Below are 21,949 nucleotides of genomic sequence, written 5' to 3'. Positions count from 1 at the left end.
TCGAGAGACCCCGGCTTCGGCCGGGGTCTTTCTTTTTGTGACCCTGCGGCGGCACCCACGCGCGGGAAGGCGCTGCGAGCAACCGGATGCTTGACGCCGCCGCGCCGGGCACGGCATTCCTTCGACCGTGGCACAGGCAAAGAGCAGCAAGAAGAAAACCGGCGCGAAAGCCGGACGCACACGGCGAGACCCGTTCGTGGTGCGAATTACGCTGTTCATTCGCAGGTGGATCTGGCGAGCGATGCTGGCGCCCGTTGTGCTGGCGTTCTTGCTCGTCCTGCTCTTCCGCTTCGTGAACCCGCCGACGACCCACACGATCTGGACAGAAGCCCGTCGGCTTGGCGGGGTGGAGCGGGAATGGGTATCCATCGAGGAGATCCCGGACCACGTGCCCCGCTCGGTGGTTGCGGCGGAAGATGCGAATTTCTGCCTGCATTGGGGCTTTGACATGGCGGCGATTCGGGCCGCTCTGGACGAGGGCGCCAATCGCGGCGCATCGACGCTGACACAGCAGACTGTAAAGAATGTCTTCCTCTGGCAGGGGCGGTCCTGGCTGCGCAAGGCGCTGGAGGCGGGGATCACGCCGATGGTTGAGCTTGTCTGGCCGAAGAAGCGGATCCTCGAGGTTTATCTGAACGTGGCCGAGATGGATGAGGGCGTCTTCGGCATCGAGGCGGCGTCGCGCGCCTATTTCGATCGTTCGGCGTCCCGGTTGACCGCGGCGCAGGCCGCACGGATCGCGGCCGTCCTTCCCAATCCGAAGGGCCGCGATGCGGCCAATCTGAGCAAGAGTCAGCGCAGGCGGGCGTCATCCATCGCTGACGGGGCTGCGACCATCGCGTCAGATGGCCGGTCAGCCTGTTTCGAGGATTGAAAAACTCGGCTGGGCGCGGCAGAAAAGGCCATCCCTCCGGCTTTATGTTCAAAGGCTTTCGATGAATCGTCTCTACCATGTCCCCCTGTCTCCCTTCTGCCGCAAGGTGCGGCTCGCCTTGGCAGAGAAGAAGATCGAGGTGGAGCTGGTCGAGGAGCGCTACTGGGAGCAGGATCCGGATTTCCTGCGACGCAATCCGGCCGGCAAGGTGCCGGTGCTGCGGATGGACGGGATGACCATGGCCGAGAGCCAGGCGATCTGCGAATATCTCGACGAGACGGTGCCCGAGCCGCCGCTCCTGCCCAAGGGGGCGAAGGAGCGCTACGAGGTGCGCAGGCTCTGTACCTGGTTCGACGACAAGTTTCACCACGAGGTGACGGCCAATCTGCTTTACGAGCGGGTCAACAAGAAGATCACCAAGCAGGGCTACCCGGAGAGCAAGAACGTCAAAGCCGGGGCGCGGGCGGTCCGCTACCATCTCGATTACATGACCTGGTTGCTCGACCAGCGGCGCTGGTTGGCCGGAGATCAGATGACTCTGGCCGATTTCGCGGCCGCGGCGCATATTTCGGCGCTGGACTATATCAGCGATGTCGACTGGAACCGGAGCGCGAATGTCCGCGACTGGTATGCCAAGATCAAGTCGCGCCCGGCCTTCCGCGGGCTTCTGGCCGATCAGGTTCCGGGTTTCCCGCCATCGCGCCAATATGCCAATCTCGACTTCTGATCCTGCCGACCTGAAAGCGCGTCTGGCGCGACAGGCCTCTGCCGAGGGTTTCGCGGAGATGCGTATCTGCCCGCCGGACCGGATCGGGCATGTCCCTGCCGCGCTGGAAGACTTCGTCGGGCAGGGATTTCACGGACAGATGAACTGGATGGCCGAGCGGATGGGCTGGCGGGGCGACCCGAAAGCGCTCTGGCCGGAGGTGCGTTCGATCATTGTCCTGGCGGAGCCCTACACCTCCGAGGAGGTGCCAGAGGTCAGCATCACCCGCACGGATCGCGGCACTGTCTCGGTCTATGCGCGCGGCAAGGACTATCATGACCTGGTCAAGAAGCGGCTGAAGCGCCTTGCACGCTGGTTGATTGCCGAGGCGGGCGGCGAGGTGAAGGTCTTTGTGGACACAGCACCCGTGGCGGAAAAACCGTTGGGAGAGGCGGCTGGGCTGGGCTGGCAAGGCAAGCATACCAACCTCGTCAGCCGGGATCTGGGGAACTGGTTCTTCATCGGATCGGTCTTCACGACGCTGGACCTGGCGCCGGATGATCCGGAGGTCGATCATTGCGGTTCCTGTCGTGCCTGTCTCGATGCCTGCCCGACCGATGCGTTTGTCGCGCCCTACCGGATGGATGCGCGGCGCTGCATTTCCTATCTCACGATCGAGCATCGCGGGGAGATCGCCCCGGATCTGCGGGCGAAGATGGGCAACCGGATCTATGGGTGCGACGCCTGTCTCGCCGCCTGTCCCTGGAACAAGTTCGCAGTTGAGGCGCGGGAAATGCGCTATGCGGCGCGGGATGATCTGGCCGCGCCGAAGCTTGCGGAACTGGCCGAGCTGGACGATGCGGCCTTCCGGGCGCGTTTCGCCGGCAGTCCGATCAAACGGATCGGGCGGGATCGCTTTCTGCGCAACGTCCTCTATGCCATCGGAAACTCCGGCCGGCCCGAGTTGCGGGAGGTTGCGGCACGCTGCCTTGGTGACGCGGACCCTGTAGTGAGCGATGCGGCGTGTTGGGCGCTGGATCGATTGTCCCGCGCGATCTGATCAGGGTCATTTCTGGTCCCGTGCCGAATCGTGTAGGATGAGGCACACACCAAGTGAGGATCCCATGACCAAGCATATTCTTGATCGTCAGCACAGCCGGACCCATTCGAAGGTGATGCCCTTTGCCGAGGTCACCCGCCGCACGGCTCCGGAAGGCTCCAACCCTGCCGCGAAACAGCTCCTGCGTCGGAAAAAGGGGCCGATGAACGCGTCTCTGCGGGCGCGAGCCTTTTTCCGGATCGACCGCGGATACACGGTCTGATCTGCGGGCCGCCTTTCCTGTTCGCTTTGCCTCGGGCGTGATCTGCTAGGCCGCTACCAGTTGTGTTCCAGTATCGCGCGCGTCTTTTCGCGCTTGTTGATCGCGACTGCTTCGGCCGCGAACCGAACCGAGTTCGGTGCGTCGCGCATGGAGAAGGGGCCCAATCGGTTCTGGTCGATATGATAGAAGATCTGTGGCGGACCATTGTTTTCAACGGGCTGTATGCGGAAGACCGAGTTGAGACCCTTTCCGTAGAAAGCGCGATTGAGCTTTCGCGCGAGCTCTTTTCCCACAAGGTTGCCCTCTCTTGTACCATCCGTCCTCACGATGCCCTGAACATCGATATGTTCGACCGTGATTCCGCGTGCGACAAGCCGTTCGACCGTCAGGGCGAGTGGGCGAAAGGTCGGATCTCCCGTTATGTGGTAATAACTTAGAGCGAGAGTGGCCGGCGTGGCGATTGCAACGATGAGGATCGCGATGACCGAGAGTTGCCGCCGGGAGTGGGCTTGGATCGACTTTGCCATATGGGCAGTGATGCACCGCATTTGACAATATGCCGTTAAGCGCTGCCCCGGTTTTTAAGAAAAGCCGGCCCGTTTTGCGGGCCGGCAAAGGGTCAGGCGCGGACCATCTTCTCGTAGGAGTCAGCGATGTCCCGCGTCAGGGCGCCAACGTCGAAACTGTAGTCGCCGATCTGGCCCACGGGCGTGACTTCAGCGGCCGTTCCGGTCAACCAGCATTGCTCGAAACCTTCCAGTTCTTCCGGCATGATGTGGCGTTCCTTCACCTCGATGCCCTTCTGTTTGAGCATCTCGATCACGGTCTGACGCGTGATGCCGTTCAGGAAGCAATCGGGCAGCGGTGTGTGCACCTCTCCATCGCGGACGAAGAAGATGTTGGCGCCGGTCGCCTCGGCCACGTAGCCGCGATAGTCGAACATCATCGCATCCGAGCAACCCTTCGCCTCAGCGGCGTGTTTGGACATGGTGCAGATCATGTAAAGCCCGGCCGCCTTGGCGGCGCTTGGAATGGTCTCCGGGCTCGGACGTTTCCATTTGGAGATGTCGAGCTTTGCGCCCTTGAATTTCGCGTCGCCATAATAGGCGCCCCACTCCCAGGCAGCGACGGCCATGCGGACCGGGTTGCGCGCAGACGCTACACCCATATCCTCACCGGCTCCGCGCCAGGCAATTGCACGGACATAGGCGTCCTGCAGCCCCGATTCCTTTAGAATGAGCGCCTTTGCCGCCTCGATCTCATCGACCGAATAGGGGATCTCGAAATCGATCATCTCGGCGGATTTCCGAAGCCGTTCGGAATGCTCCCGGCTCTTGAAGATCGTACCATGATAGGCGCGCTCGCCTTCGAATACGGAGGAGGCATAATGCAGCGCATGTGTCAGGACATGTACGTTCGCATCGCGCCAGGGCACGAGTTTCCCGTCCATCCAGATGACTCCGTCTCGATCATCATAAGCGCCAGCCATAACCGTATTCTCCTTGGCCATTTTCGAAAGTTGCGCAAATAATGCCCGCTTCGGACGTAATATTGCGCAAAAACTGATCGGAGCTAACAGTTGCCCCTAGCAATGTCAACAAGGCTGACATAAAACGTGATGCAGAGACGAGACGAGAGGCGAATATGGCGGAAGGTCCCAGGCCCGGCGGGCAACACGGCGAGACGCTGCTCTTTCTGACGGATGAACAGCTGCGCAAGGGAATCGAGGCAATGTTCTTTGCCTATAAGGGGTTTACCTCCGATCCTGATCGTATTCTGGAGCCGCGCGGCTATGGGCGGGCGCATCACAGGGCAGTCCATTTCATCCATCGTTCCGAGGGAACCACGGTGAACAACCTGCTGGCGATCCTCGGGGTGACGAAGCAGTCGTTGAACCGGGTGCTTCGGACGCTGATCGAGGATGGGCTGGTGGAGAGTCGGGTCGGCACGCGCGACAAGCGGGAACGCAATCTCTACCTGACCGAAGAGGGCAAGCTGTTGGAGCGGGCGCTTTCGGATGCGCAGCAGGCGCGGGTGCGGGATGCGTTCCGGGCCGCCGGGCCCGGTGCCGTGGCCGGTTTCCGCACTGTGCTCGAAGCGATGATGGACCCGGAGATGCGGCGGCGCTATCAACGGCTGACGGAGAATGGCCGATGAGTGAAATACCGGCGGGCGCCGAAGTCGAGGCGCATCTGCTGATCGTGGATGATGACGAGCGAATCCGGAGCTTGCTGAAGAAGTTCCTGATGCGGAACGGATTCCTTGTCAGCGCGGCGCGGGATGCGGCGCATGCGCGGCGCCTGCTCGGGGGGCTGGAATTCGACCTGATCGTGCTCGACGTGATGATGCCGGGCGAAGACGGCATGAGCCTGACGCGCGCGCTTCGAGCGGAGATGCCAACACCGATCCTTCTGTTGACCGCACAGGGCGAGACCGAGCACCGGATTGCCGGGCTGGAGGCGGGCGCGGATGACTATCTCGCCAAGCCCTTTGAGCCGAAGGAGCTGTTGCTTCGGATCAACGCGATCCTGCGGCGGGTGCCGGCGGAGGCGCGGGTGGATGCCGGGCCGAAGATGCTGACGCTCGGGCCGGTGCGCTATGACGTGGACAAGGCAGAACTGTGGAGCGGCGAGGAACCTGTTCGGCTGACGGCGACGGAGGTTTCGCTCATGCGGATTTTCGCGGCCCATCCGGGCGAGCCGTTGAGCCGGGCACGCCTTGTCGAGGAACTTGGCCGCGATGGCGGCACGGCCCAGGAACGGGCCGTGGACGTTCAGATCACGCGGCTGCGGCGCAAGATCGAGACGGATTCGCGCCAGCCGCGCTATCTCCAGACGGTGCGCGGCTCGGGATATATGCTGGCGCCGGATTGATGGCGCTGCGCCTGAGGAGAGGGTCTGCCGGAACATCGTGAGTCCGGCGGAGAGAATTTTTGATTAGGGAAGAGGGGCCATTCATGGCAACAGCGCTGTACACGCATCCTGATTGTCTCGGGCATCTGACGCCGGAGGGACATTCGGAACGGGCGGACCGCTTGCGTGCGATCTGGAAGGCGCTGGAAGCTCCGGAGTTTGACGCTCTTGACCGGCGCGAGGCGCCGATGGCGGAGCGCTCGGAGCTGCTTCGGGCGCATCCGGAGGCGCATGTCGCGGCGGTTGAGGCAGCGATTCCCTCCGAGGGCTCGGTCGCTCTGGACGCGGACACGCATGTCATGGCGGGCTCGCTGACGGCAGCGCTGCGCGGGGTCGGCGCCGTCGTAACGGCGCTGGATGCAGTGATGGCTCGCGAGGTTGGCAATGCGTTTTGCGCCATCCGCCCGCCCGGGCACCATGCCGAGAAGACCGCTCCGATGGGCTTCTGTCTCTTTGGCAATGTTTCGATCGCCGCAAAGCGGGCGCTGGATCATCACGGGCTCGAGCGGGTCGCGATCGTCGATTTCGACGTGCATCACGGCAATGGGACGCAGGACCTGCTCTGGGACGAGGCGCGGGTTCTCTTCTGCTCGACGCACCAGATGCCGCTCTATCCCGGCTCGGGCGAGGCGCGGGAGACGGGCGCGCATGGCAATATCCTAAACGCGCCACTGCCGCCGGGGGCCGATGGCGCAGCGTTTCGGAGGGTGATGGAGGCGCAGGTCTTGCCGGCCCTGGAGGAGTTCCGACCCGAACTTGTGCTGATCTCCGCCGGATTCGACGCGCACAAGGACGATCCGCTAGCGCAGCTTGAACTCGGGATTGAGGATTTTGTCTGGGTCACGGAGGCGCTCTGCGATCTTGCGGACCGCCATGCGGGCGGGCGGCTCGTCTCGACTTTGGAAGGCGGCTATGATCTGGAGGCGCTGGCGGCCTCCACGGCTGCCCATGTGAAAGTGCTGATGGAGCGGAGCGGATGAGCGAGACACCGGTTGATGAAATGAGCTTCGAAGCCGCAATGGCGGAATTGGAGCAGGTGGTTCAGAAGCTGGAGAATGGCCAGGTGGCGCTGGAGGAGTCGATCCTCCTCTATGAGCGCGGCGCGGCACTGAAAGCGCGTTGCGAGGCGCAGCTCAAGGCGGCCGAAGAGAAGGTGGCGGCGATAACCACCGATGCCGGCGGTGCCGCGACGGGCACCAAGGCTTTCGACGCGGAATGAGTTTCCAGGAGGCTTTGACCGATGCGGCGGAGCGCGTGCAGACGCATCTGTCGGTCGAACTGGCAGGGTATGCGGAGCAGCCCGTGATTGCCGCGATGCGATATGCGGTTGGCGGCGGAAAGGGGCTGCGCGGTTTCCTCGTGCTGGAAAGCGCAGCGCTACATGACGTTCCGGCCTGGCAGGCGGTTTGGGCGGCCTCGGCGATCGAAGCGGTGCATGCCTATTCTCTGGTGCATGACGACCTTCCGGCGATGGATGATGATGATCTGCGGCGCGGCCATCCGACCGTGCACAGGAAATGGGATGATGCTACGGCGATACTCGCTGGCGATGCCCTGCAGACGCTGGCCTTCGAGTTGCTGTCGCATGAGGATTGCGCCCCCGATCCGGCGGTTCGGCTACGCCTGATCGGATCGTTGGCGAAGGCGGCCGGCGCGCGTGGAATGGTGCTGGGACAAGCGCAGGATATTTCTGCCGAGACCGCGTCAACGCCACTGACGCTGGAGCAGATCACCGAGTTGCAGGAAAACAAGACCGGTGCCTTGATCCGTTGGTCCGCCGAGGCCGGTGCGATCCTGGGCCAGGCCAATCCGGAGCCGATGCGGCGCTACGCGACCGCGCTCGGACTTGCCTTCCAGATCGCGGACGACATCTTGGATGTCGAGGGCGATGCCGACAAGGCGGGCAAGGCGTTGCGAAAGGATGAGGAGGCGGGCAAGGCGACTTTTGTCTCGCTGCTGGGGCTGGAGGGCGCCAAGTCGCGGGCGCTTGCCCTTGTGGAGGAGGCGGAAGAGGCGTTATCCGCTTATGGTGCGCGCGCCGTGCGTCTGCGGGAAGCTGCCCGTTTCGTCGTCGCGCGCGAGAATTGACGACCGGCCCTGGACAGGGCCGGTGGAGCCGCGGCCAACGGAGGGCCGAGCCATGGGAACGAGACCGACCACGCCGCTTCTGAACCGGGTGAAGAGCCCGGCCGATCTGAAACAGTTCAGCGATGACGAGCTGGTCGATCTGGCCGAGGAACTGCGCTCCGAGACGATTTCGGCGGTCAGCGAGACCGGCGGGCATCTTGGAGCGGGGCTTGGCGTGGTCGAGCTGACCGTCGCCATCCATGCCGTCTTCGATACGCCGAAGGACAAGCTGGTCTGGGATGTTTCCCACCAATGCTATCCGCACAAGATCCTGACCGGCCGGCGCGACCGTATTCGCACGCTGCGCCAGAAAGACGGGCTCTCCGGTTTCACCAAGCGCTCCGAATCGCCCTATGATCCGTTTGGCGCTGCGCACAGCTCGACCTCGATCTCTGCCGCGCTTGGTTTTGCCACCGCTCGCGATCTCGGCGGGATCACAGAAGAAGGGCTGGGCGATGCCATCGCGGTGATCGGCGACGGCGCGATGAGCGGCGGCATGGCCTTTGAGGCGATGAACAATGCCGGCCATCTCGACAAGCGCCTGATCGTGATCCTGAACGACAACGAGATGTCCATCGCGCCGCCTGTGGGCGCCCTCTCCTCATATCTCTCCCGTCTCTATGCCGGCGCGCCTTTCCAGGACCTGAAGGCGGCGGCCAAGGGGGCACTGAGCTTCCTGCCGGAACCCTTCTACGAGGGCGCGAAGCGGGCGCGGGACATGGTCAAGCATGCCACCGTCGGCGGCACACTCTTCGAGGAGTTGGGTTTCGAATATATCGGCCCCATCGACGGGCATGACATGGATATGCTGCTCTCGGTGCTGCGCACGGTGAAGGCCCGCGCCGATGGGCCGGTGCTGATCCACGCGATCACCCGCAAGGGAAAGGGCTATGCACCTGCCGAGGAGGCGCTGGACAAGGGCCATGGCGTTGGCAAGTTCGACGTCGTGACCGGGGCGCAGAAGAAAGCGACCTCCAACGCGCCGAGCTATACCAAGGTCTTTGCCGAGGCGCTGATGCAGCACGCCGCGGAAGATGACCGGATCACCGCAATCACCGCCGCGATGCCGGACGGAACCGGCCTTAACCTCTTTGCTGAGCGTTACCCGTCGCGGTGTTTCGACGTCGGCATCGCAGAGCAACATGCGGTGACCTTTTCCGCCGCACAGGCGGCTGGCGGGATGAAACCCTTCTGCGCGCTCTATTCGACCTTCCTGCAGCGCGGCTATGATCAGGTCGTGCATGACGTGGCGATCCAGCGCCTTCCGGTGCGCTTTGCCATAGACCGGGCTGGTCTTGTCGGCGCCGATGGTGCGACCCATGCCGGCGCTTTCGACGTGGGGTTCCTCAGCAACCTGCCCGGTTTCGTTGTCATGGCGGCGGCGGACGAGGCGGAGCTGAAGCACATGGTGGCCACGGCGGTCGCCCATGACGATGGCCCGATCGCCTTCCGTTTCCCGCGCGGGGAAGGGGTTGGCGTTGAAATGCCCGAGCGCGGCGAGGTGCTGGAGATCGGCAAGGGCCGGATGATCCGGCAGGGCAGCGGTGTCGCGCTTCTCTCCTTTGGAACGCGGCTTCAGGAGGTCGAGAAAGCGGCCGAGAATCTTGCGCGGCGCGGGGTCAGCCCGAGCGTTGCAGACGCGCGCTTCGCCAAGCCGCTCGACCGGGAGCTGATTCTCGACCTGGCTCGCAATCACGAGGCGCTGATCACCATCGAAGAGGGTGCTATTGGCGGTTTCGGCAGCCATGTCGCGCAGCTCCTCGCTGAGGAAGGCATCTTCGACACGGGGCTGAAATACCGCTCCATGGTGCTGCCGGATATCTTCATCGACCAGGCCAACCCGAAGGACATGTATGCTGTTGCCGGCATGAATGCCGAAGAGATCGAGGCCAAGGTGCTCGACACGCTCGGCGTCGCCCGGATCGGGGCAGCCAGCGCTTCGGGCTGAGCCCGTCCCGCTTCAGTCGCAGAAATAGGACCGTGTGTTCAGCGACGGGTAGTTGGCCCAGTCGCGCGGCTGATATGGCAGGGGCATGCCTGCGGCGTCGAAGGTCACGAGCGGAAAGCGCGGCTCGAAATCCTGTTCCAGCACCTGGCAAATGACTTGCGGCCGGATCTCGGCGGCCCTCGCCTCCAGCAACCCGATGCCGGAGATATCCACGAGATGTCCCGACTTCTTCCTCGTTCCGCGGATCTCGAAGGTCAGGGGATCGCGCAGGGAGAAGCTTTCCGATGGCGGCGCATCAGCGCGCAAAGCATCGAAGCGAAGCCGATAGGTCCCGGGCGGCACCAGCAGCTTGAAGAAGCGCCCCCCGTCGATATGCGCCCCGACTGCGGGTTGGTCGGTTTCGGCATCCAGCAAGGTCAGGAAGTAATCCTGCCCCTCCCGCGTCATCACTTGCAATGGGAACACGGCCGGCAGCCCCGTGCGATTCCAGGCAAGGCCATGGGGCGCCTCCTTCGCCTGCGCCAGCAGCGGCAGGATGAGGGCGAAGAGCAGGGACAGGGCCGTGCTGACAAATGCGCGAAGGGCGAGTTGGGTCATCTTCCCGTCGTCGCTTCCTCCGCCTGCGCAAGAGCTTCCAGCCCGGCCCGGTAGTTCGGGTAGCGCAGTTCGACGCCGAGCTCATCGCGGATGCGGTCGTTCCGGACCTTCTTGCTCTCGGCATAGAAGCTCCGGGCCATGGGGGTCATATCTGCGGGCTCGAAATCCTGTGCTGGCGGGACAGGCAGCCCGAGCAGTTCGGCGGCATGGGCGATGACATCCTGCGGCGGGGCAGGGAGGTCGTCGCAGACATTGTAGATCGCGCCGGGATTGGGCCGCTCCATCGAGGCCAGGAGCACGCTGGCAATATCCTCGACATGGATGCGCGAGAAGACCTGGCCCGGCTTGACGATCCGCCGTGCGGTGCCGGCGCGGAGTTTGGCGAAGGGGCCGCGACCGGGGCCATAAATCCCGGCGAGACGGAAGATGTGGAGCGGCAGCCCGGCCTCTTCGGCCAGCGCCTGCCAGCCGGCTTCCGCCTCGACCCTGAGCTGGCCGCGCTTCGTCGATGGGGTCAGGGGCGTCTCCTCGTCGACCCAGCCGCCCTGATGGTCGCCATAGACGCCGACGGTGGAGAGATAGCCGACCCAGTGAGGCGGGTGCTTGCGCAGCGCGTCGGCGACATGGGGCAGGAAGGGGTCGCCCTCGGCGCCCGGTCCGGCGGAGAGGAGCAGGTGCGTGGCCTGCTCGAGCAGCGGTTCGAGCGGGCTGCCGGGCCAGAGGTGGATCTCGGTCGGATCGGCGCGGCTTTCGCCCGCTTCGGAGGCCGTGCGGGTCGTACCGAGAAGGCGCCAGCCCTCAGGGGCAAGGCGGTGGGCGAGGGCGCGGGCGGAATAGCCGTGGCCGAGGGTCAGCAGGCAGCGTGTCATGTCTCTGATATGGGCGAAAGGCGTTGACTTGGAAAGGGGCTGGACTTGCCCGGGAGCTTTGGAATGGCTAGGTTCTGCGGTGATCGCGATGGCGCGATGGAGGACGGCCTCCCCCGCAACGGGCAGCAATCGGGACGGCCCGTAGAGGGGAGCGTTCCATGCCCTGGATCCTTCTTTTTCTGGCCGGGTTGATGGAGATCATCTGGGCCTTCTGCATGAAACAGTCCGATGGCTTCACCCGGCTTGGGCCAACGGCGGTTATGGTGGTGACCATGATCGCCTCGGTCTGGCTGCTGGCATTGGCGATGAAGAGCCTTCCGCTCGGCACCGCCTACATGGTCTGGACCGGGATCGGCGCGCTTGGCGCCTTCTTCCTGGGGGTGGTTTTGCTTGGTGAGGCGGTGACGCCGATGCGGCTGGCCGCGGCGGGGCTGATCCTGTCCGGACTGGTCCTGATGAAGGCAGCGTCCTGAAGAAAACAGTTTGAATGCTTGGCATTGCGTGCCAATCCTTGAAGGAACCGGTCAGAGCTCCGGGCCGGAAGGGGTAGAGTGTGTCATGGTGTTGAGATTATTGAGCGGGATATTTCGAAAGCGCGAGGAACGACGCAGCGCTTTCGACAAGCTGGCCGAAACGGATCGCATGAGCGAAACGGAACGACAGGCCCTGTCGGACAGGTTGTCGGAGGCCATGAGCGAGCCGGGCAAACCCGTGGCGGAGCCAGCGACGCTGGAGGAGCGGAGCTATGCCTCCGTCTTCGACGAGTTCGCGCAAAACACGACGGAGCAGGAACGGTCGCAGGATCCGGATGCGGGGATGCCAGAGCAGATCCGCAAACAAGCCGAGGCGATTTCCGCGATGTCGCTCGACGAGATCGACGCGATGTTCCCGGAGCCGGTCAAGCCCTTGCCGCCGGTTCTCGTTCTGCGTGACTATCGCGGTGACGGGGCGGCCTTCGGGCGCGGATCGAGTTGGCTTGGAGGCTTGCCGACTCTCGGTAACCGTCCCTGGCCGCGCGATGCCTCGGGACGGGCGATGCATCACCTGGCGACGCTGGATCTTCCGGAGCTTTCCCGGGAGATCCCGGAAGCGAGGCTTCCGAAGGTCGGGCAGTTGGTCTTTTTCCTCCGTCTGATCGATGGAATGAGCGCGCCTTGCGTCGTGCATGTGACTGCGCCGGGCATGTCCCTGCCGCCGGACGATCTGGACCGGTTGGACCAGGGCAGCGGCGGGGTGTTGCAGGCACGGGCTTTTCCGGACCGACAGGATCTTCGAGCCTTTCCACGCTGGCCGGTAAGCTTCCACCGCCTTGCTGCCAATGACAGGGGCGAGCCGGATCGTGCCGAGATCTTCCGGATCGCCGGAGAACCTGCGGGGTACTTCCTCTCAACAAAGGCCTTTGCCGCGCATCTGCCCAATGGCGAAGGCCCGTGGCTCTGGGACAGCGCACAGCGTTTCGCAAGCTCGCTGCGGTTGACGCCCGAGGAGATGGCCCGCGCCGAGAAGCGCGCGACCTCCCGATTGTCGCGTCTGAAAAGCGACCTGGACTCGATCCAGCGTGGAGGGAACCGGGAGCGGGTCGCGAAACTGAAAGAGCAATGCGCGATTGCCGAGCAGGATCTGCGCATGGCACGCGACGGGGGAGGGGAGTTCAGGGACTTTGAGGCGGAGATTTCCGGCTGGGCAGGGCGTTGGGACCGTTGGGCGGCTTTGGGACCGGAGGATATCGCGCGGCTGGAGGCGTATTTCGCCGAGACCCGCTTCGACTTCTTCGCCAATGTCCAAAGCCGCTTCGGCATATTCTACGATCAGGGCGGGCGGCGCTACCACAGCCTTGAGGCCGTCGCGAGCGACACGCTGCGGGCGCTTGCCTCGGCACCGCCAGAGACCTTTGGAACATTGCCCGAAGAGGTCCGGACCATCATCGCGCGGGAATACCGGCTGCCGCACGCGCATGGGTGGCATCAGGCCTTTGGCGCGGGGGGGGATATCCAGGAGGAGAACGCCGAAATGGCGGACCGCTACATGCTGCTGCAGCTCAGCCATGACAACCTGATGGAATTGGGCTTTGGCGACATGGGGTCGCTGAAATTCTGGATCCGTCCCGAGGACATGGCCGCTGGCCGGTGGGATCGGGTCGAGGCGACGATGCGGGGCCACTGAACGCAAAACGCCCGCTCCTTGCGGGGCGGGCGTCGCATGTCTCCTTGCGGAGAAAACTCTTAGCGGCGGATGCCGAGGCGCTTGATGAGGTCCTGGTAACGGGCCTCTTCCTTGCCTTTGAGGTAGTCCAGCAGCTTACGACGCTGGGCGACGAGCTTCAGAAGACCACGGCGGGAATGGTTGTCCTTCTTGTGGGTCTTGAAGTGCTCGGTCAGGGTGTTGATCCGCGAGGTGAGGATGGCGACCTGAACTTCGGGCGAACCGGTGTCGCCTTCCTTGGTCGCGAATTCCTTCATGACGCGGTTCTTTTCTTCAACAGTGATCGACATCGGGGTCTCCTTGGCTAAAGGGTTCATGGCGCGAGCCGGGATGTCGTCCAGCAAGGCCCTTGGAGAAACACCGTCCGGCGGATTCGCTGGGCGGATGGGGGCTGATAGATGATTCTCGTTCCTGAAGGAAGCCCTTTCGCCAAGGGGTTCACTTGTTTCGAGGCGCAAAGAATGGCTGCATAGGAAATATATATTATTTCCATATTGCTTTGAGCCTCAGGAGAATTCGACCATTTTGGCGTTGTTTGGCAGCGTCCGTCCGAGTTTCTTGATTGGTAGTCGAGGGTACTGTGACCGCCGATTTGCTTTGGGCTCTTCTGGGTTCTGGATGTCCGCTCGGAGTGTAGGGCATCTTCAGTGTCGATGACGACCCGGCTATCGTGACCGATTTCGATACCAGCGAAGACCAGATTGCGGTCATCTATGACAGCACGGTGAACGATTCGCCGGTTGTCGAGGCTGAGAATAACGAGGCTGGTGATGGTGCCTCGATTTTGCTCGACGGCGCTTTGCTGGCCGAAGTGAGTGGAGCCCAGGGGCTGAGGACGGGTCCGATCGTCCTGATTGACGTCATCACGCTTTGATTCTGTCAGAGCCTGGCTGGCCAGGGCGTCGGACGGGTGCCATAGCCGATGTAGAGCGGATGGCGTGGATGTCCGGCGCGGGTCTCTCCGAGACAGAGCAGCGGGCGACCGGTCTCAGCCAATAGCCTGCCGACATCCTGACCGCGCTCCATGTGGTCGCCATGCGCGCCCCAGGCACAGAGAATGTCATCTGCCCAGTTGCAGCTTTCGAGGAGGACGGAATCGTTTTTCGGGCCGATCGGTTCGACGGCGCGTTTCAGCGCCGCCGGATCTGTTTCTCGCCAGGAAAAGATGTTGCAGGCTCGGAAGGCGCCATAGCCGAGCGCGCGGGCACGGCGCTCGCAGCGCTCGATGGTGGGGTCATTGGCCTGTTCCGTTGCCTTGGACGGGTTCAGCATGATGTAGAGCAACCGCTTGCCGCCCGTGTCCCAACAGCGGGTGAGGGCGTAGCGGTACTGTTCACACTCCGAGTAAAGCGCAGAGGAGGCGGCGTCGCCCTTCATCGCTTCGCGGGTGATCATTCGGCTTCGGGCAGGTTGAAAACGCGCGCCGGATGCAGTTCGCCGCTGCGATAGATGCCAATGGCGACCGGCTTGCCCTGATAGGCGGCCCAGGCGGTGTCGCCATATTCGACATCCGGTGCCGCCATGACCATGCCCGGATTTCCATTACGCAACCGCGCGGCCCCTTCGGGCGTGCAAGGCAGGCGGGGCAGGTCGACCAATCCCTCTTCGAGCGGGCGAATATGGGCGTCCAACTCCGGCGTGCGGGCCTTGGCTTCGAGTTCTTCCCAGGTCAGCGCGCCCTCGGTGTCGAAGGAACCGGACCAGATGCGGCGCAACTCCAGAACATGGGCGTGGCAACCGAGGGCTGCGCCAAGGTCACGGGCGATGGACCGGACATAGCCGCCCTTGCCGCAGACCATCTCCAGTACAGCTGTGTCCGCATCGGGCCGTGCGACGAGTTCCAGGCTATCGACGTAGAGGGGGCGGGCCGCGATTTCGAAATCTTCATCGTCGCGGGCCAGAGCATAGGCGCGCTCGCCATCGATCTTGACGGCGGAGTATTTCGGCGGAACCTGCAGGATGTCGCCAATGAAAGGTGCGAGGGCGGTTCGGATCGCGTCATCCTCGGGACGGGTATCGCTCTCGGCAATCACTTCGCCCTCGGCATCGTCGGTATTGGTTCCCTGACCGAAACGGATGGTGAAGCGATAGGCCTTCAGCGCGTCGGTCACGTAAGGAACGGTCTTGGTCGCTTCGCCGAGCGCGATGGCGAGCAGGCCGGTGGCGGCGGGATCAAGCGTGCCCGCATGGCCGGCCTTCTTCGCCTCGAAGGCCCAGCGGACCTTGTTGACCACTGCGGTGGAGGTCGGGCCGGCGGGTTTGTCGATGATGACCCAACCCGAAATATCGCGCCCCTTGCGCCTGCGTGCCATGGAGAGTCCCTTTGTATTGAGGGCGGCGGGGTAGCCCGTTCGGCGGGCCACTGTCAATGGTCGGAAGGGAAGCATGTAGATCCGGTGCCGCGATCTGGGTGGGGGCTGTGAATTCGCGGCACCGGATTGAGCCTGAGCTCTCTACATGACGATAATATGCCGAAGCGCTGGGGCGTCGGTGCGGGGAAAAGTGGGAAAGCTGGGGGTCATTTTGCGGCGGAAATGCGGCAAGGCTTGATTTTCGGGTGCGGAAGGATTCAATCTTGGACCATGAATATGGAGACACCCACGCCATTGATGTCCGGCCGCCTGCCGGAGCAGGTGGCCTTTGATCGCAAGGAACTGGGGATTGTCCTCGGGCTTTATGGCCGAATGGTCGCGGCCGGGGAGTGGCGGGACTACGGGATTTCCTTCCTGCGCGAGGTCGCCGTCTTTTCCATCTTCCGGCGCACCGCGGAACAGCCCCTCTATCGGATCGAGAAACGCCCCAAGCTGCGGCATAGGCAGGGCATGTACGCGGTGATCGGTATGGACGGCCAGATCCTCAAGCGCGGGCACGACCTGAAGACGGTCCTGCGCGTGTTGGAGCGGAAGTTGATCCGGTCGGTGGACTAAGGCCCTACGCGAGGCGCTTGCGGACCAGCAGGGCACCAAACTCGTTCGCGGCGATGCGGGCGAGGGCAGTGTCGATGGGCTCATAGGCGACGGCCATATGAAACGCATTGGCATGAATCAGGGTTTCGGAATCGACAGCAAGGGCGACATGGCCCTTCCAGAAGAAGAGATCGCCGCGCCTTGGCGACGCGTTTTCGGGGAGCATCTCGCCGAGAGCCTCGCACTGAAGGTCGCTGTCGCCGGGGCAGGGGATTTGCGCCGCGAAAAGCGCGGCCTGGATGAGGCCCGAGCAGTCAATGCCAGCGCTGGAATTGCCGCCCCAGAGATAGGGCGTACCGAGAAGCACTTTTGCAGCCTCGACTGGGTCTGCGGGCGGTGAGCCGAGCGGGACGAGATGGCCGTGATGGACGAAGTGGCCCATGTCGGTTTCACACCAGGTCCCGGTCCGGTCTGTGACAGTCACCAGGCTACCATGGGAGAGCCAACCGGATTCGGGGCTCTTGAGATCTGGCGCGGGGTAGAGATGCGTTGCGCGGGCCGCAACGCGGTGAGTCGCGTGCGCATCCGGAGCAAGCGCCGTCTCGGGGATGTAGCCGACATAGGAGTCGCGCTCGGATTGCAGGAAGGCCATACCTTCGTTGATATCGAGGACGCGGACGCGCTGACCATGCAGGAGCTGACGATCACGCTTCCCACCGGGGGTGCAGAGCAGGTCAACGACAGGCGGGCTGACGCGGTGCCAGCTTCCGTCGGTGACGCGGCGCGCGGCGTGCGAATCTGACAGTTCGGAGGCGACGACGCGCGCATTCGCAGGCAGCAGGCGACGGTCGGTCACAGCTCGAGCACCTCCGGAAGCGCGTCGAGTATGGCCCGGATGCCCTGTCCAACGCCGCCGACCGGGCGGCCCGGAGCGGCCGCCGGTTGCCAGCCATAGATATCGAAATGGCTGTAATTGCGGGCGCCCTCGGCAAATCGGCGCAGGAAGAGCGCGGCGGTGATGGAGCCGGCCATGCCGCCCTTTGGAGCGTTGTCGAGATCCGCGACGGCGGGTTCGATCATGGATTCGTATGGTTCATGGAAAGGCATGCGCCAAACCGGGTCGGCGACCCGGGCGGCGGCGGGCCCGAGGGCGGCAGCCATGGGCTCCTGCGAGGTATAGAAGGGTGCGATATCCGGCCCGACGGCGACGCGGGCGGCGCCGGTGAGCGTGGCCATGGAGATCAGGCAGTCGGGGTCCTCCTCGGTGGCCAGCGCCAGCGCGTCGGCGAGGACGAGGCGACCTTCGGCATCGGTATTGTTGATCTCGACGGTCAGGCCCTTGCGGGAGGGCAGCACGTCCTGCGGGCGGAAACTGTTGCCGGACACCGAGTTCTCCACTGCCGGAATCAGGACGCGCAGGCGAAGTGGCAACTTGAGCGACAGGATCATGGAGGCAAGCCCGAGAACGTTGGCCGCCCCGCCCATGTCCTTCTTCATCAGCCCCATTGAAGCGCCCGGCTTCAGATTGAGCCCGCCCGTGTCGAAACAGACGCCCTTGCCGACGAGGGTGAGGGTTGGACCGGTGTCCCCCCAGCGCATGTCGATCAGGCGCGGCGCACGCGGGGAGGCGCGGCCGACGGCGTGGATCAGTGGGAAGTTTGCCGGGAGTAGGGCATCGCCGGTTGTGACCTCGATCGCGGCACCATGCGCCTCGGCGAGGTTGCGAGCGGCCTGTTCGAGTTCGTCCGGGCCCATGTCATTGGCCGGGATGTTGATCAGGTCACGGGTCAGCGCTTCGCCCGCCGCGATGGCCTCGATCAGTGGGGCGTTGATGCCGTCAGGTGCCTTGAGTCGTGCCTTTGCGCCGGATTTCGACGTGTAGCGGTCGAAGGCATAGCCGGCGAGGAGCCAGCCCAGAGCGCTTTCGGCAAGCAACTCTTCGGGCAGTTCCGTGGCGATCTCGTAGGTCCCTTCGGGCAGCTTGCCGGCAATGGTCGCCATGTGGAACCGGCCGCGCGCTTGCTTGGCCGGGCTGCCCCAACCAGCGACGGCGATTGCTCCAGGTCCATCCGGAAGTAGAGCGACTTCTCCAAGGGTCGCAGAAAAGTTGAGCCGTTCCAGCCAGTTGCGCGGCTCCTGCGCGAGTGTTTCCCGCCAGGAGGTCAGATCCTCCTGCGAAACGACATAAAGCTTGGTCGCGGGGGCCTGGGGCTCGGCGAAGCGGAGCGTCATTTTGGGCAGTCCTCAATCCGGTGATTGGAGATTGGACAGTAACGCCTCGCGGCCTGCCTGCAAGAGCCTTCAGAAGGGCGGGTCCTGCAGGTCCCAGACCGCTGTGAGTGACCGGTCCCCGATCCTCTCCAGGCGGCAGAGCGTGGCCCCGAGGGCAATTGGATCGTCGCCCTCTGCGCAGTCCGCCACGTCCCTGGCGACTCGGGCAAAGCTGGCGAGCCCGACCTGGCTGGAGATCGCAATCAGGCTGCGCGCCACACGGGTTAGTTCGTCCAGCTGGCCTGTTCGGTGCAAAGCGGCAAGGTCCGCCAGGCGGAGCGCAAGTTCCTCCATCGCCCGGCAGACAACGTTCTCAGCCCCTGCGGGACCAAGCTCCGCATAGAGCGATTCAAGACTGTCAGGATCGAGTCGAACCTGTTCCTCATGGTTCAGTGTCGCGAAATAGGCCACCGGAATCCCCGTGTTGTTCAAAATCCCACCCCTTGGGTGCCGACAGGATCGCGAAGGGCGTTGAACATTCGGTTAGTGCGCGGAGCAGGATTTGCGCTCGAATTTCGTAAAAATCCATCTTAGGGATGGGGAAACAGACGGAGTCGCGAGATGACAGACGATATCAAGCAATCGAAAGGGGCGGAGGTCCATGCCGCACCACTGCCGCCTTATCTCTCCACCCGCTATGCCGGTTGGCGCGCAACAACCTATCGGGACAACAAGATCTGGTATCGCCGCCTGGCCAGCGATGGCCAGCATCCGCGGATCATGGCCGTGGCCTGCTGCGATAGCCGCGTTGATGTGAACAAGGTGTTCAGCGCGGAGACCGGGGATATCTTCCTGCACCGCAATATCGCCAATGTCGTGCCGCCCTACCTGCCCGACGGCGATCCGCACGGCACTTCTGCGACGGTGGAATATGCGGTCAATGTGTTGCGCGTGGCGCATCTCCTGGTGATCGGACATTCCGATTGCGGCGGCATCAGGGGGTGCCACCAGATGTGCTCTGGGCATGCACCGGAAATGGAGAGCAAGGAGAGCTTCATCGGGCGTTGGCTGGAAATCCTTCGCCCCGGTCACGAGCGTGTCGCCCATATCGAAGATGAGCCGACTCTTCTAAGGGCGTTGGAGAAGGAAGCGGTGGTTGTCTCGCTGGAGAACCTCTGGGAGTTTCCTTTCGTTCGCAAGGCGATCGAGGAGGAACGGTTGTCGCTGCACGGACTCTGGTTCGACATCGGCGAAGGGACGCTTGAGCACTACTTGCCGGAAGAGGGGCGGTTCGCCCGGGTCTGAACAACAAAACAGGGCGCCGTATTCCTATGGCGCCCTTACAGTCTCGGAGGGGAAATCTCTATTTCGAGGCCATCTGGCGCCGCAGCGGCGGCGGCGCAATCACCGACATATCTCTCGAAATCTCAGCCTTGAGCGCATTGCGTCGTGTCTTCGCGGCGTTTGCCGCTCGGTGAGCGCGAAATTGGTTCAACGGGTTGAAGCTGATCCACGGGATCGCAACACGAATTTTGGGCCGTTGCCCTGAACCTGTCTGATGCACCCTTAATCCCCCGAAAACACGGCTCTTAAAACAGCTTCAATGTGTCGACATGCATGGCAGTGCGACTCGACTCATTCGCCAAACTGGCGCTATCGACAAGACGGATCACAAGCCTTCAGGTCAAGGTTTTTTCGGGATTTGCGCAGGTTTACGTTGTGTTAACTGTGCGTTTAGGTCGGTCTCGGGCGGAGAAATCCCTTTCTCGCCCGAGATCTTTCGCAGTTCATCCGCTCGCGGCGACTCAGCCCTTCTTGAGGACGCGGTTGCCCAGAAGCTCGGCGATCTGGACCGCGTTGAGGGCGGCGCCCTTGCGCAGGTTGTCCGAGACACACCAGATGTTCAGGCCGTTCTCGATGGTCGAATCCTGCCGGATGCGACTGATATAGGTCGCGAACTCGCCGACGCATTCGATCGGGGTGACGTAACCGCCGTCTTCGCGCTTGTCGACGACCATGATCCCGGGCGACTCGCGCAGGATATCGCGGGCCTCGTCCTCGTCGAGGAAATCCTCGAACTCGATATTGATCGACTCCGCATGTCCGACGAAGACCGGAACCCGGACGCAGGTGGCCGTGACCTTGATCGACGTATCGACGATCTTCTTGGTCTCGGCGACCATCTTCCACTCTTCCTTGGTCGTCCCGTCTTCCATGAAGACGTCGATATGGGGAATGACGTTGAAGGCGATCTGGGCCTGGAACTTGGACGGCTCGACTTCCTGGCCGGGGACATACATGCCCTTGGTCTGGTTCCAAAGCTCGTCGATGCCTTCCTTGCCGGCGCCGGACACGGATTGGTAGGTCGACACGACCACACGTTTGATCCGGGCGCGATCATGCAGCGGCTTGAGTGCCACGACCATCTGAGCGGTCGAACAGTTCGGGTTCGCGATGATATTTCGGTTCCGGTAATTCATGATCGCGTCGGGATTACACTCGGGCACGATCAGCGGGATGTCTGGCTCGTAGCGATAGAGCGAGCTGTTGTCGATCACCACACAGCCAGCGGCCGCGGCCTTCGGAGCGTAGGTCTTTGTGGCGGTAGAGCCGACAGCAAAGAGCGCCATATCCCAACCTTCGAAATCGAAGGTGTCGAGATCCTGGGTCTTGAGAGTGGTGTCGCCAAAGCTGACTTCGGTGCCGAGAGATTTTCGGCTGGCCAGAGCTGCAATCTCGTCAACAGGGAACTGGCGCTCGGCCAGGATGTTCAGCATTTCGCGGCCCACGTTGCCCGTGGCACCAGCGACAACGACACGATAACCCATCGGTCCTTCTCCTAATATGTGCGCGGGCCTCATAGCAGCGCTAACGGAGCTGGGGAAGGCTGTATTCTGCATGGCGGCATGCGTGATGCGGACTTGCCAGCTTTTCTCCGTGCGGTGGGGGAGAAGAACCGGAAGCTTGGCGGCACCGGACAGCTATCGGGCGGATGTCATACTACTTATATAAGGGGGCTGTAGAGCTAGTGTTTGCGGGGTGCCCGAGTCGGGACGCGTGATCCGGGCGGATTCGCATAAAAATCCGGGTCTCAAACGGGGAGACTCGCTGGAATCGCCGAAAACGAATCTGATTCAGGCCTGTTTTCGGGGCGATTTCAGGCGTGGCGAGGAGGGGAATGAGGACGACTGGAGTGGCGGTGAAGAAATTTTGGAACGTAACTTATTGAATCTATGTGAGTTTCAAAAAACTTTCATTTTTTGGGCCAAAACTGC

The 21,949-nt window shown here is 63.0% G+C and carries 27 protein-coding genes; 16 read left to right on the top strand and 11 right to left on the bottom strand.

Annotated features, from left to right (window positions below; all coding sequences use genetic code 11):
* Positions 1–241: 241 nt before the first annotated feature.
* The 4 genes from mtgA (at position 242) to R3X27_RS15420 (ending at position 2,902) form a co-directional block, all read left to right on the top strand.
* Positions 242–874 carry a monofunctional biosynthetic peptidoglycan transglycosylase gene (mtgA, locus tag R3X27_RS15435; RefSeq protein WP_411572500.1) on the top strand — a complete coding sequence of 211 codons (633 nt, stop codon included), beginning with the start codon at positions 242–244 and terminating at the stop codon, positions 872–874.
* Between the two features lie 61 nt (positions 875–935).
* A complete protein-coding gene (locus R3X27_RS15430) occupies positions 936–1,601 on the top strand; it encodes a glutathione S-transferase family protein (protein ID WP_317709771.1) in 666 nt (221 codons plus the stop codon).
* A complete protein-coding gene (gene queG, locus R3X27_RS15425; protein ID WP_317709770.1) occupies positions 1,582–2,640 on the top strand; it encodes a tRNA epoxyqueuosine(34) reductase QueG in 1,059 nt (352 codons plus the stop codon). The genes R3X27_RS15430 and queG overlap by 20 nt, the downstream gene beginning before the upstream one ends.
* 64 nt (positions 2,641–2,704) lie before the next feature.
* Positions 2,705–2,902, top strand: coding sequence for a hypothetical protein (locus R3X27_RS15420; RefSeq protein ID WP_317709769.1), 198 nt, complete (start codon positions 2,705–2,707; stop codon positions 2,900–2,902).
* 53 nt (positions 2,903–2,955) lie between these two features.
* Here R3X27_RS15420 and R3X27_RS15415 read toward each other — a convergent pair whose 3' ends face one another.
* Positions 2,956–3,450 (bottom strand): hypothetical protein, encoded by a 495-nt coding sequence (locus tag R3X27_RS15415; RefSeq protein WP_317709768.1) that lies wholly within the window; start codon positions 3,448–3,450, stop codon positions 2,956–2,958.
* Between the two features lie 71 nt (positions 3,451–3,521).
* Complete coding sequence (locus tag R3X27_RS15410) at positions 3,522–4,391, bottom strand: branched-chain amino acid aminotransferase (RefSeq protein WP_317709767.1); 870 nt, start codon at positions 4,389–4,391, stop codon at positions 3,522–3,524.
* Between the two features lie 155 nt (positions 4,392–4,546).
* Here R3X27_RS15410 and R3X27_RS15405 point away from each other — a divergent pair, with 155 nt between their 5' ends.
* The 6 genes from R3X27_RS15405 to dxs all read left to right on the top strand — a co-directional run bounded on the left by R3X27_RS15405 (position 4,547) and on the right by dxs (position 9,889).
* Positions 4,547–5,059 (top strand): MarR family winged helix-turn-helix transcriptional regulator, encoded by a 513-nt coding sequence (locus tag R3X27_RS15405; RefSeq protein WP_317709766.1) that lies wholly within the window; start codon positions 4,547–4,549, stop codon positions 5,057–5,059.
* Positions 5,056–5,775, top strand: a complete 720-nt coding sequence (locus R3X27_RS15400; protein WP_317709765.1) for a response regulator — start codon at positions 5,056–5,058, stop codon at positions 5,773–5,775. Before R3X27_RS15405 ends, R3X27_RS15400 begins: the two co-directional genes overlap by 4 nt.
* Before the next feature lie 83 nt (positions 5,776–5,858).
* Entirely contained in the window at positions 5,859–6,794 is a 936-nt protein-coding gene (locus R3X27_RS15395) for a histone deacetylase family protein (RefSeq protein ID WP_317709764.1), read from the top strand.
* The gene (locus tag R3X27_RS15390) at positions 6,791–7,033 is read left to right on the top strand and encodes an exodeoxyribonuclease VII small subunit (protein WP_317709763.1); all 243 of its coding nucleotides are present in this window, start codon (positions 6,791–6,793) and stop codon (positions 7,031–7,033) included. Before R3X27_RS15395 ends, R3X27_RS15390 begins: the two co-directional genes overlap by 4 nt.
* A complete protein-coding gene (locus R3X27_RS15385; protein WP_317709762.1) occupies positions 7,030–7,902 on the top strand; it encodes a farnesyl diphosphate synthase in 873 nt (290 codons plus the stop codon). The genes R3X27_RS15390 and R3X27_RS15385 overlap by 4 nt, the downstream gene beginning before the upstream one ends.
* Before the next feature lie 52 nt (positions 7,903–7,954).
* Entirely contained in the window at positions 7,955–9,889 is a 1,935-nt protein-coding gene (gene dxs, locus R3X27_RS15380) for a 1-deoxy-D-xylulose-5-phosphate synthase (protein ID WP_317709761.1), read from the top strand.
* A 12-nt stretch (positions 9,890–9,901) separates the two neighbouring features.
* Here the strand turns inward: dxs and R3X27_RS15375 are convergent, their stop codons facing one another.
* Positions 9,902–10,486 carry a hypothetical protein gene (locus R3X27_RS15375; protein ID WP_317709760.1) on the bottom strand — a complete coding sequence of 195 codons (585 nt, stop codon included), beginning with the start codon at positions 10,484–10,486 and terminating at the stop codon, positions 9,902–9,904.
* Complete coding sequence (locus R3X27_RS15370; protein ID WP_317709759.1) at positions 10,483–11,355, bottom strand: SDR family oxidoreductase; 873 nt, start codon at positions 11,353–11,355, stop codon at positions 10,483–10,485. Before R3X27_RS15370 ends, R3X27_RS15375 begins: the two co-directional genes overlap by 4 nt.
* A 158-nt stretch (positions 11,356–11,513) precedes the next feature.
* Between R3X27_RS15370 and R3X27_RS15365 the strand changes: the two genes are divergently transcribed.
* Together R3X27_RS15365 and R3X27_RS15360 are read left to right on the top strand one after the other, a co-directional pair.
* Complete coding sequence (locus tag R3X27_RS15365; protein WP_317709758.1) at positions 11,514–11,828, top strand: multidrug efflux SMR transporter; 315 nt, start codon at positions 11,514–11,516, stop codon at positions 11,826–11,828.
* Between the two features lie 85 nt (positions 11,829–11,913).
* Positions 11,914–13,518, top strand: coding sequence for a DUF1963 domain-containing protein (locus R3X27_RS15360; RefSeq protein ID WP_317709757.1), 1,605 nt, complete (start codon positions 11,914–11,916; stop codon positions 13,516–13,518).
* 59 nt (positions 13,519–13,577) lie between these two features.
* Here R3X27_RS15360 and rpsO read toward each other — a convergent pair whose 3' ends face one another.
* Positions 13,578–13,847: a 30S ribosomal protein S15 gene (rpsO, locus tag R3X27_RS15355; protein WP_317709756.1), complete on the bottom strand. Its 270-nt coding sequence runs from the start codon at positions 13,845–13,847 to the stop codon at positions 13,578–13,580.
* A 380-nt stretch (positions 13,848–14,227) separates the two neighbouring features.
* Between rpsO and R3X27_RS15350 the strand changes: the two genes are divergently transcribed.
* Positions 14,228–14,431 (top strand): hypothetical protein, encoded by a 204-nt coding sequence (locus R3X27_RS15350; protein ID WP_317709755.1) that lies wholly within the window; start codon positions 14,228–14,230, stop codon positions 14,429–14,431.
* 5 nt (positions 14,432–14,436) lie between these two features.
* Here the strand turns inward: R3X27_RS15350 and R3X27_RS15345 are convergent, their stop codons facing one another.
* Complete coding sequence (locus tag R3X27_RS15345; RefSeq protein ID WP_317709754.1) at positions 14,437–14,952, bottom strand: DUF1643 domain-containing protein; 516 nt, start codon at positions 14,950–14,952, stop codon at positions 14,437–14,439.
* Complete coding sequence (gene truB, locus R3X27_RS15340) at positions 14,949–15,869, bottom strand: tRNA pseudouridine(55) synthase TruB (RefSeq protein WP_317709753.1); 921 nt, start codon at positions 15,867–15,869, stop codon at positions 14,949–14,951. The genes R3X27_RS15345 and truB overlap by 4 nt, the downstream gene beginning before the upstream one ends.
* A gap of 270 nt (positions 15,870–16,139) precedes the next feature.
* Here truB and R3X27_RS15335 point away from each other — a divergent pair, with 270 nt between their 5' ends.
* Positions 16,140–16,484 carry a DUF2794 domain-containing protein gene (locus R3X27_RS15335; RefSeq protein ID WP_317709855.1) on the top strand — a complete coding sequence of 115 codons (345 nt, stop codon included), beginning with the start codon at positions 16,140–16,142 and terminating at the stop codon, positions 16,482–16,484.
* A 4-nt stretch (positions 16,485–16,488) separates the two neighbouring features.
* Here the strand turns inward: R3X27_RS15335 and R3X27_RS15330 are convergent, their stop codons facing one another.
* The 3 genes from R3X27_RS15330 to R3X27_RS15320 all read right to left on the bottom strand — a co-directional run bounded on the left by R3X27_RS15330 (position 16,489) and on the right by R3X27_RS15320 (position 19,166).
* Positions 16,489–17,319, bottom strand: a complete 831-nt coding sequence (locus tag R3X27_RS15330) for a C40 family peptidase (protein WP_317709752.1) — start codon at positions 17,317–17,319, stop codon at positions 16,489–16,491.
* Complete coding sequence (locus R3X27_RS15325) at positions 17,316–18,695, bottom strand: leucyl aminopeptidase family protein (RefSeq protein WP_317709751.1); 1,380 nt, start codon at positions 18,693–18,695, stop codon at positions 17,316–17,318. Before R3X27_RS15325 ends, R3X27_RS15330 begins: the two co-directional genes overlap by 4 nt.
* Positions 18,696–18,764: 69 nt before the next feature.
* Positions 18,765–19,166, bottom strand: a complete 402-nt coding sequence (locus R3X27_RS15320; RefSeq protein ID WP_317709750.1) for a hypothetical protein — start codon at positions 19,164–19,166, stop codon at positions 18,765–18,767.
* A 129-nt stretch (positions 19,167–19,295) separates the two neighbouring features.
* Between R3X27_RS15320 and R3X27_RS15315 the strand changes: the two genes are divergently transcribed.
* A complete protein-coding gene (locus R3X27_RS15315; RefSeq protein ID WP_317709749.1) occupies positions 19,296–19,979 on the top strand; it encodes a carbonic anhydrase in 684 nt (227 codons plus the stop codon).
* Between the two features lie 500 nt (positions 19,980–20,479).
* On the opposite strand, the gene R3X27_RS15310 is transcribed toward R3X27_RS15315, so the two are convergent.
* Positions 20,480–21,502, bottom strand: a complete 1,023-nt coding sequence (locus R3X27_RS15310) for an aspartate-semialdehyde dehydrogenase (RefSeq protein WP_317709748.1) — start codon at positions 21,500–21,502, stop codon at positions 20,480–20,482.
* 229 nt (positions 21,503–21,731) lie between these two features.
* Between R3X27_RS15310 and R3X27_RS15305 the strand changes: the two genes are divergently transcribed.
* Positions 21,732–21,949 (top strand): hypothetical protein (locus tag R3X27_RS15305; RefSeq protein WP_317709747.1); only part of this gene is annotated, 218 nt, incomplete at its 3' end.

Source organism: Tropicimonas sp. TH_r6, from assembly GCF_033101155.1.
Lineage (GTDB): Bacteria > Pseudomonadota > Alphaproteobacteria > Rhodobacterales > Rhodobacteraceae > Tropicimonas.
This window is presented reverse-complemented; position numbering and strand designations above follow the sequence as displayed.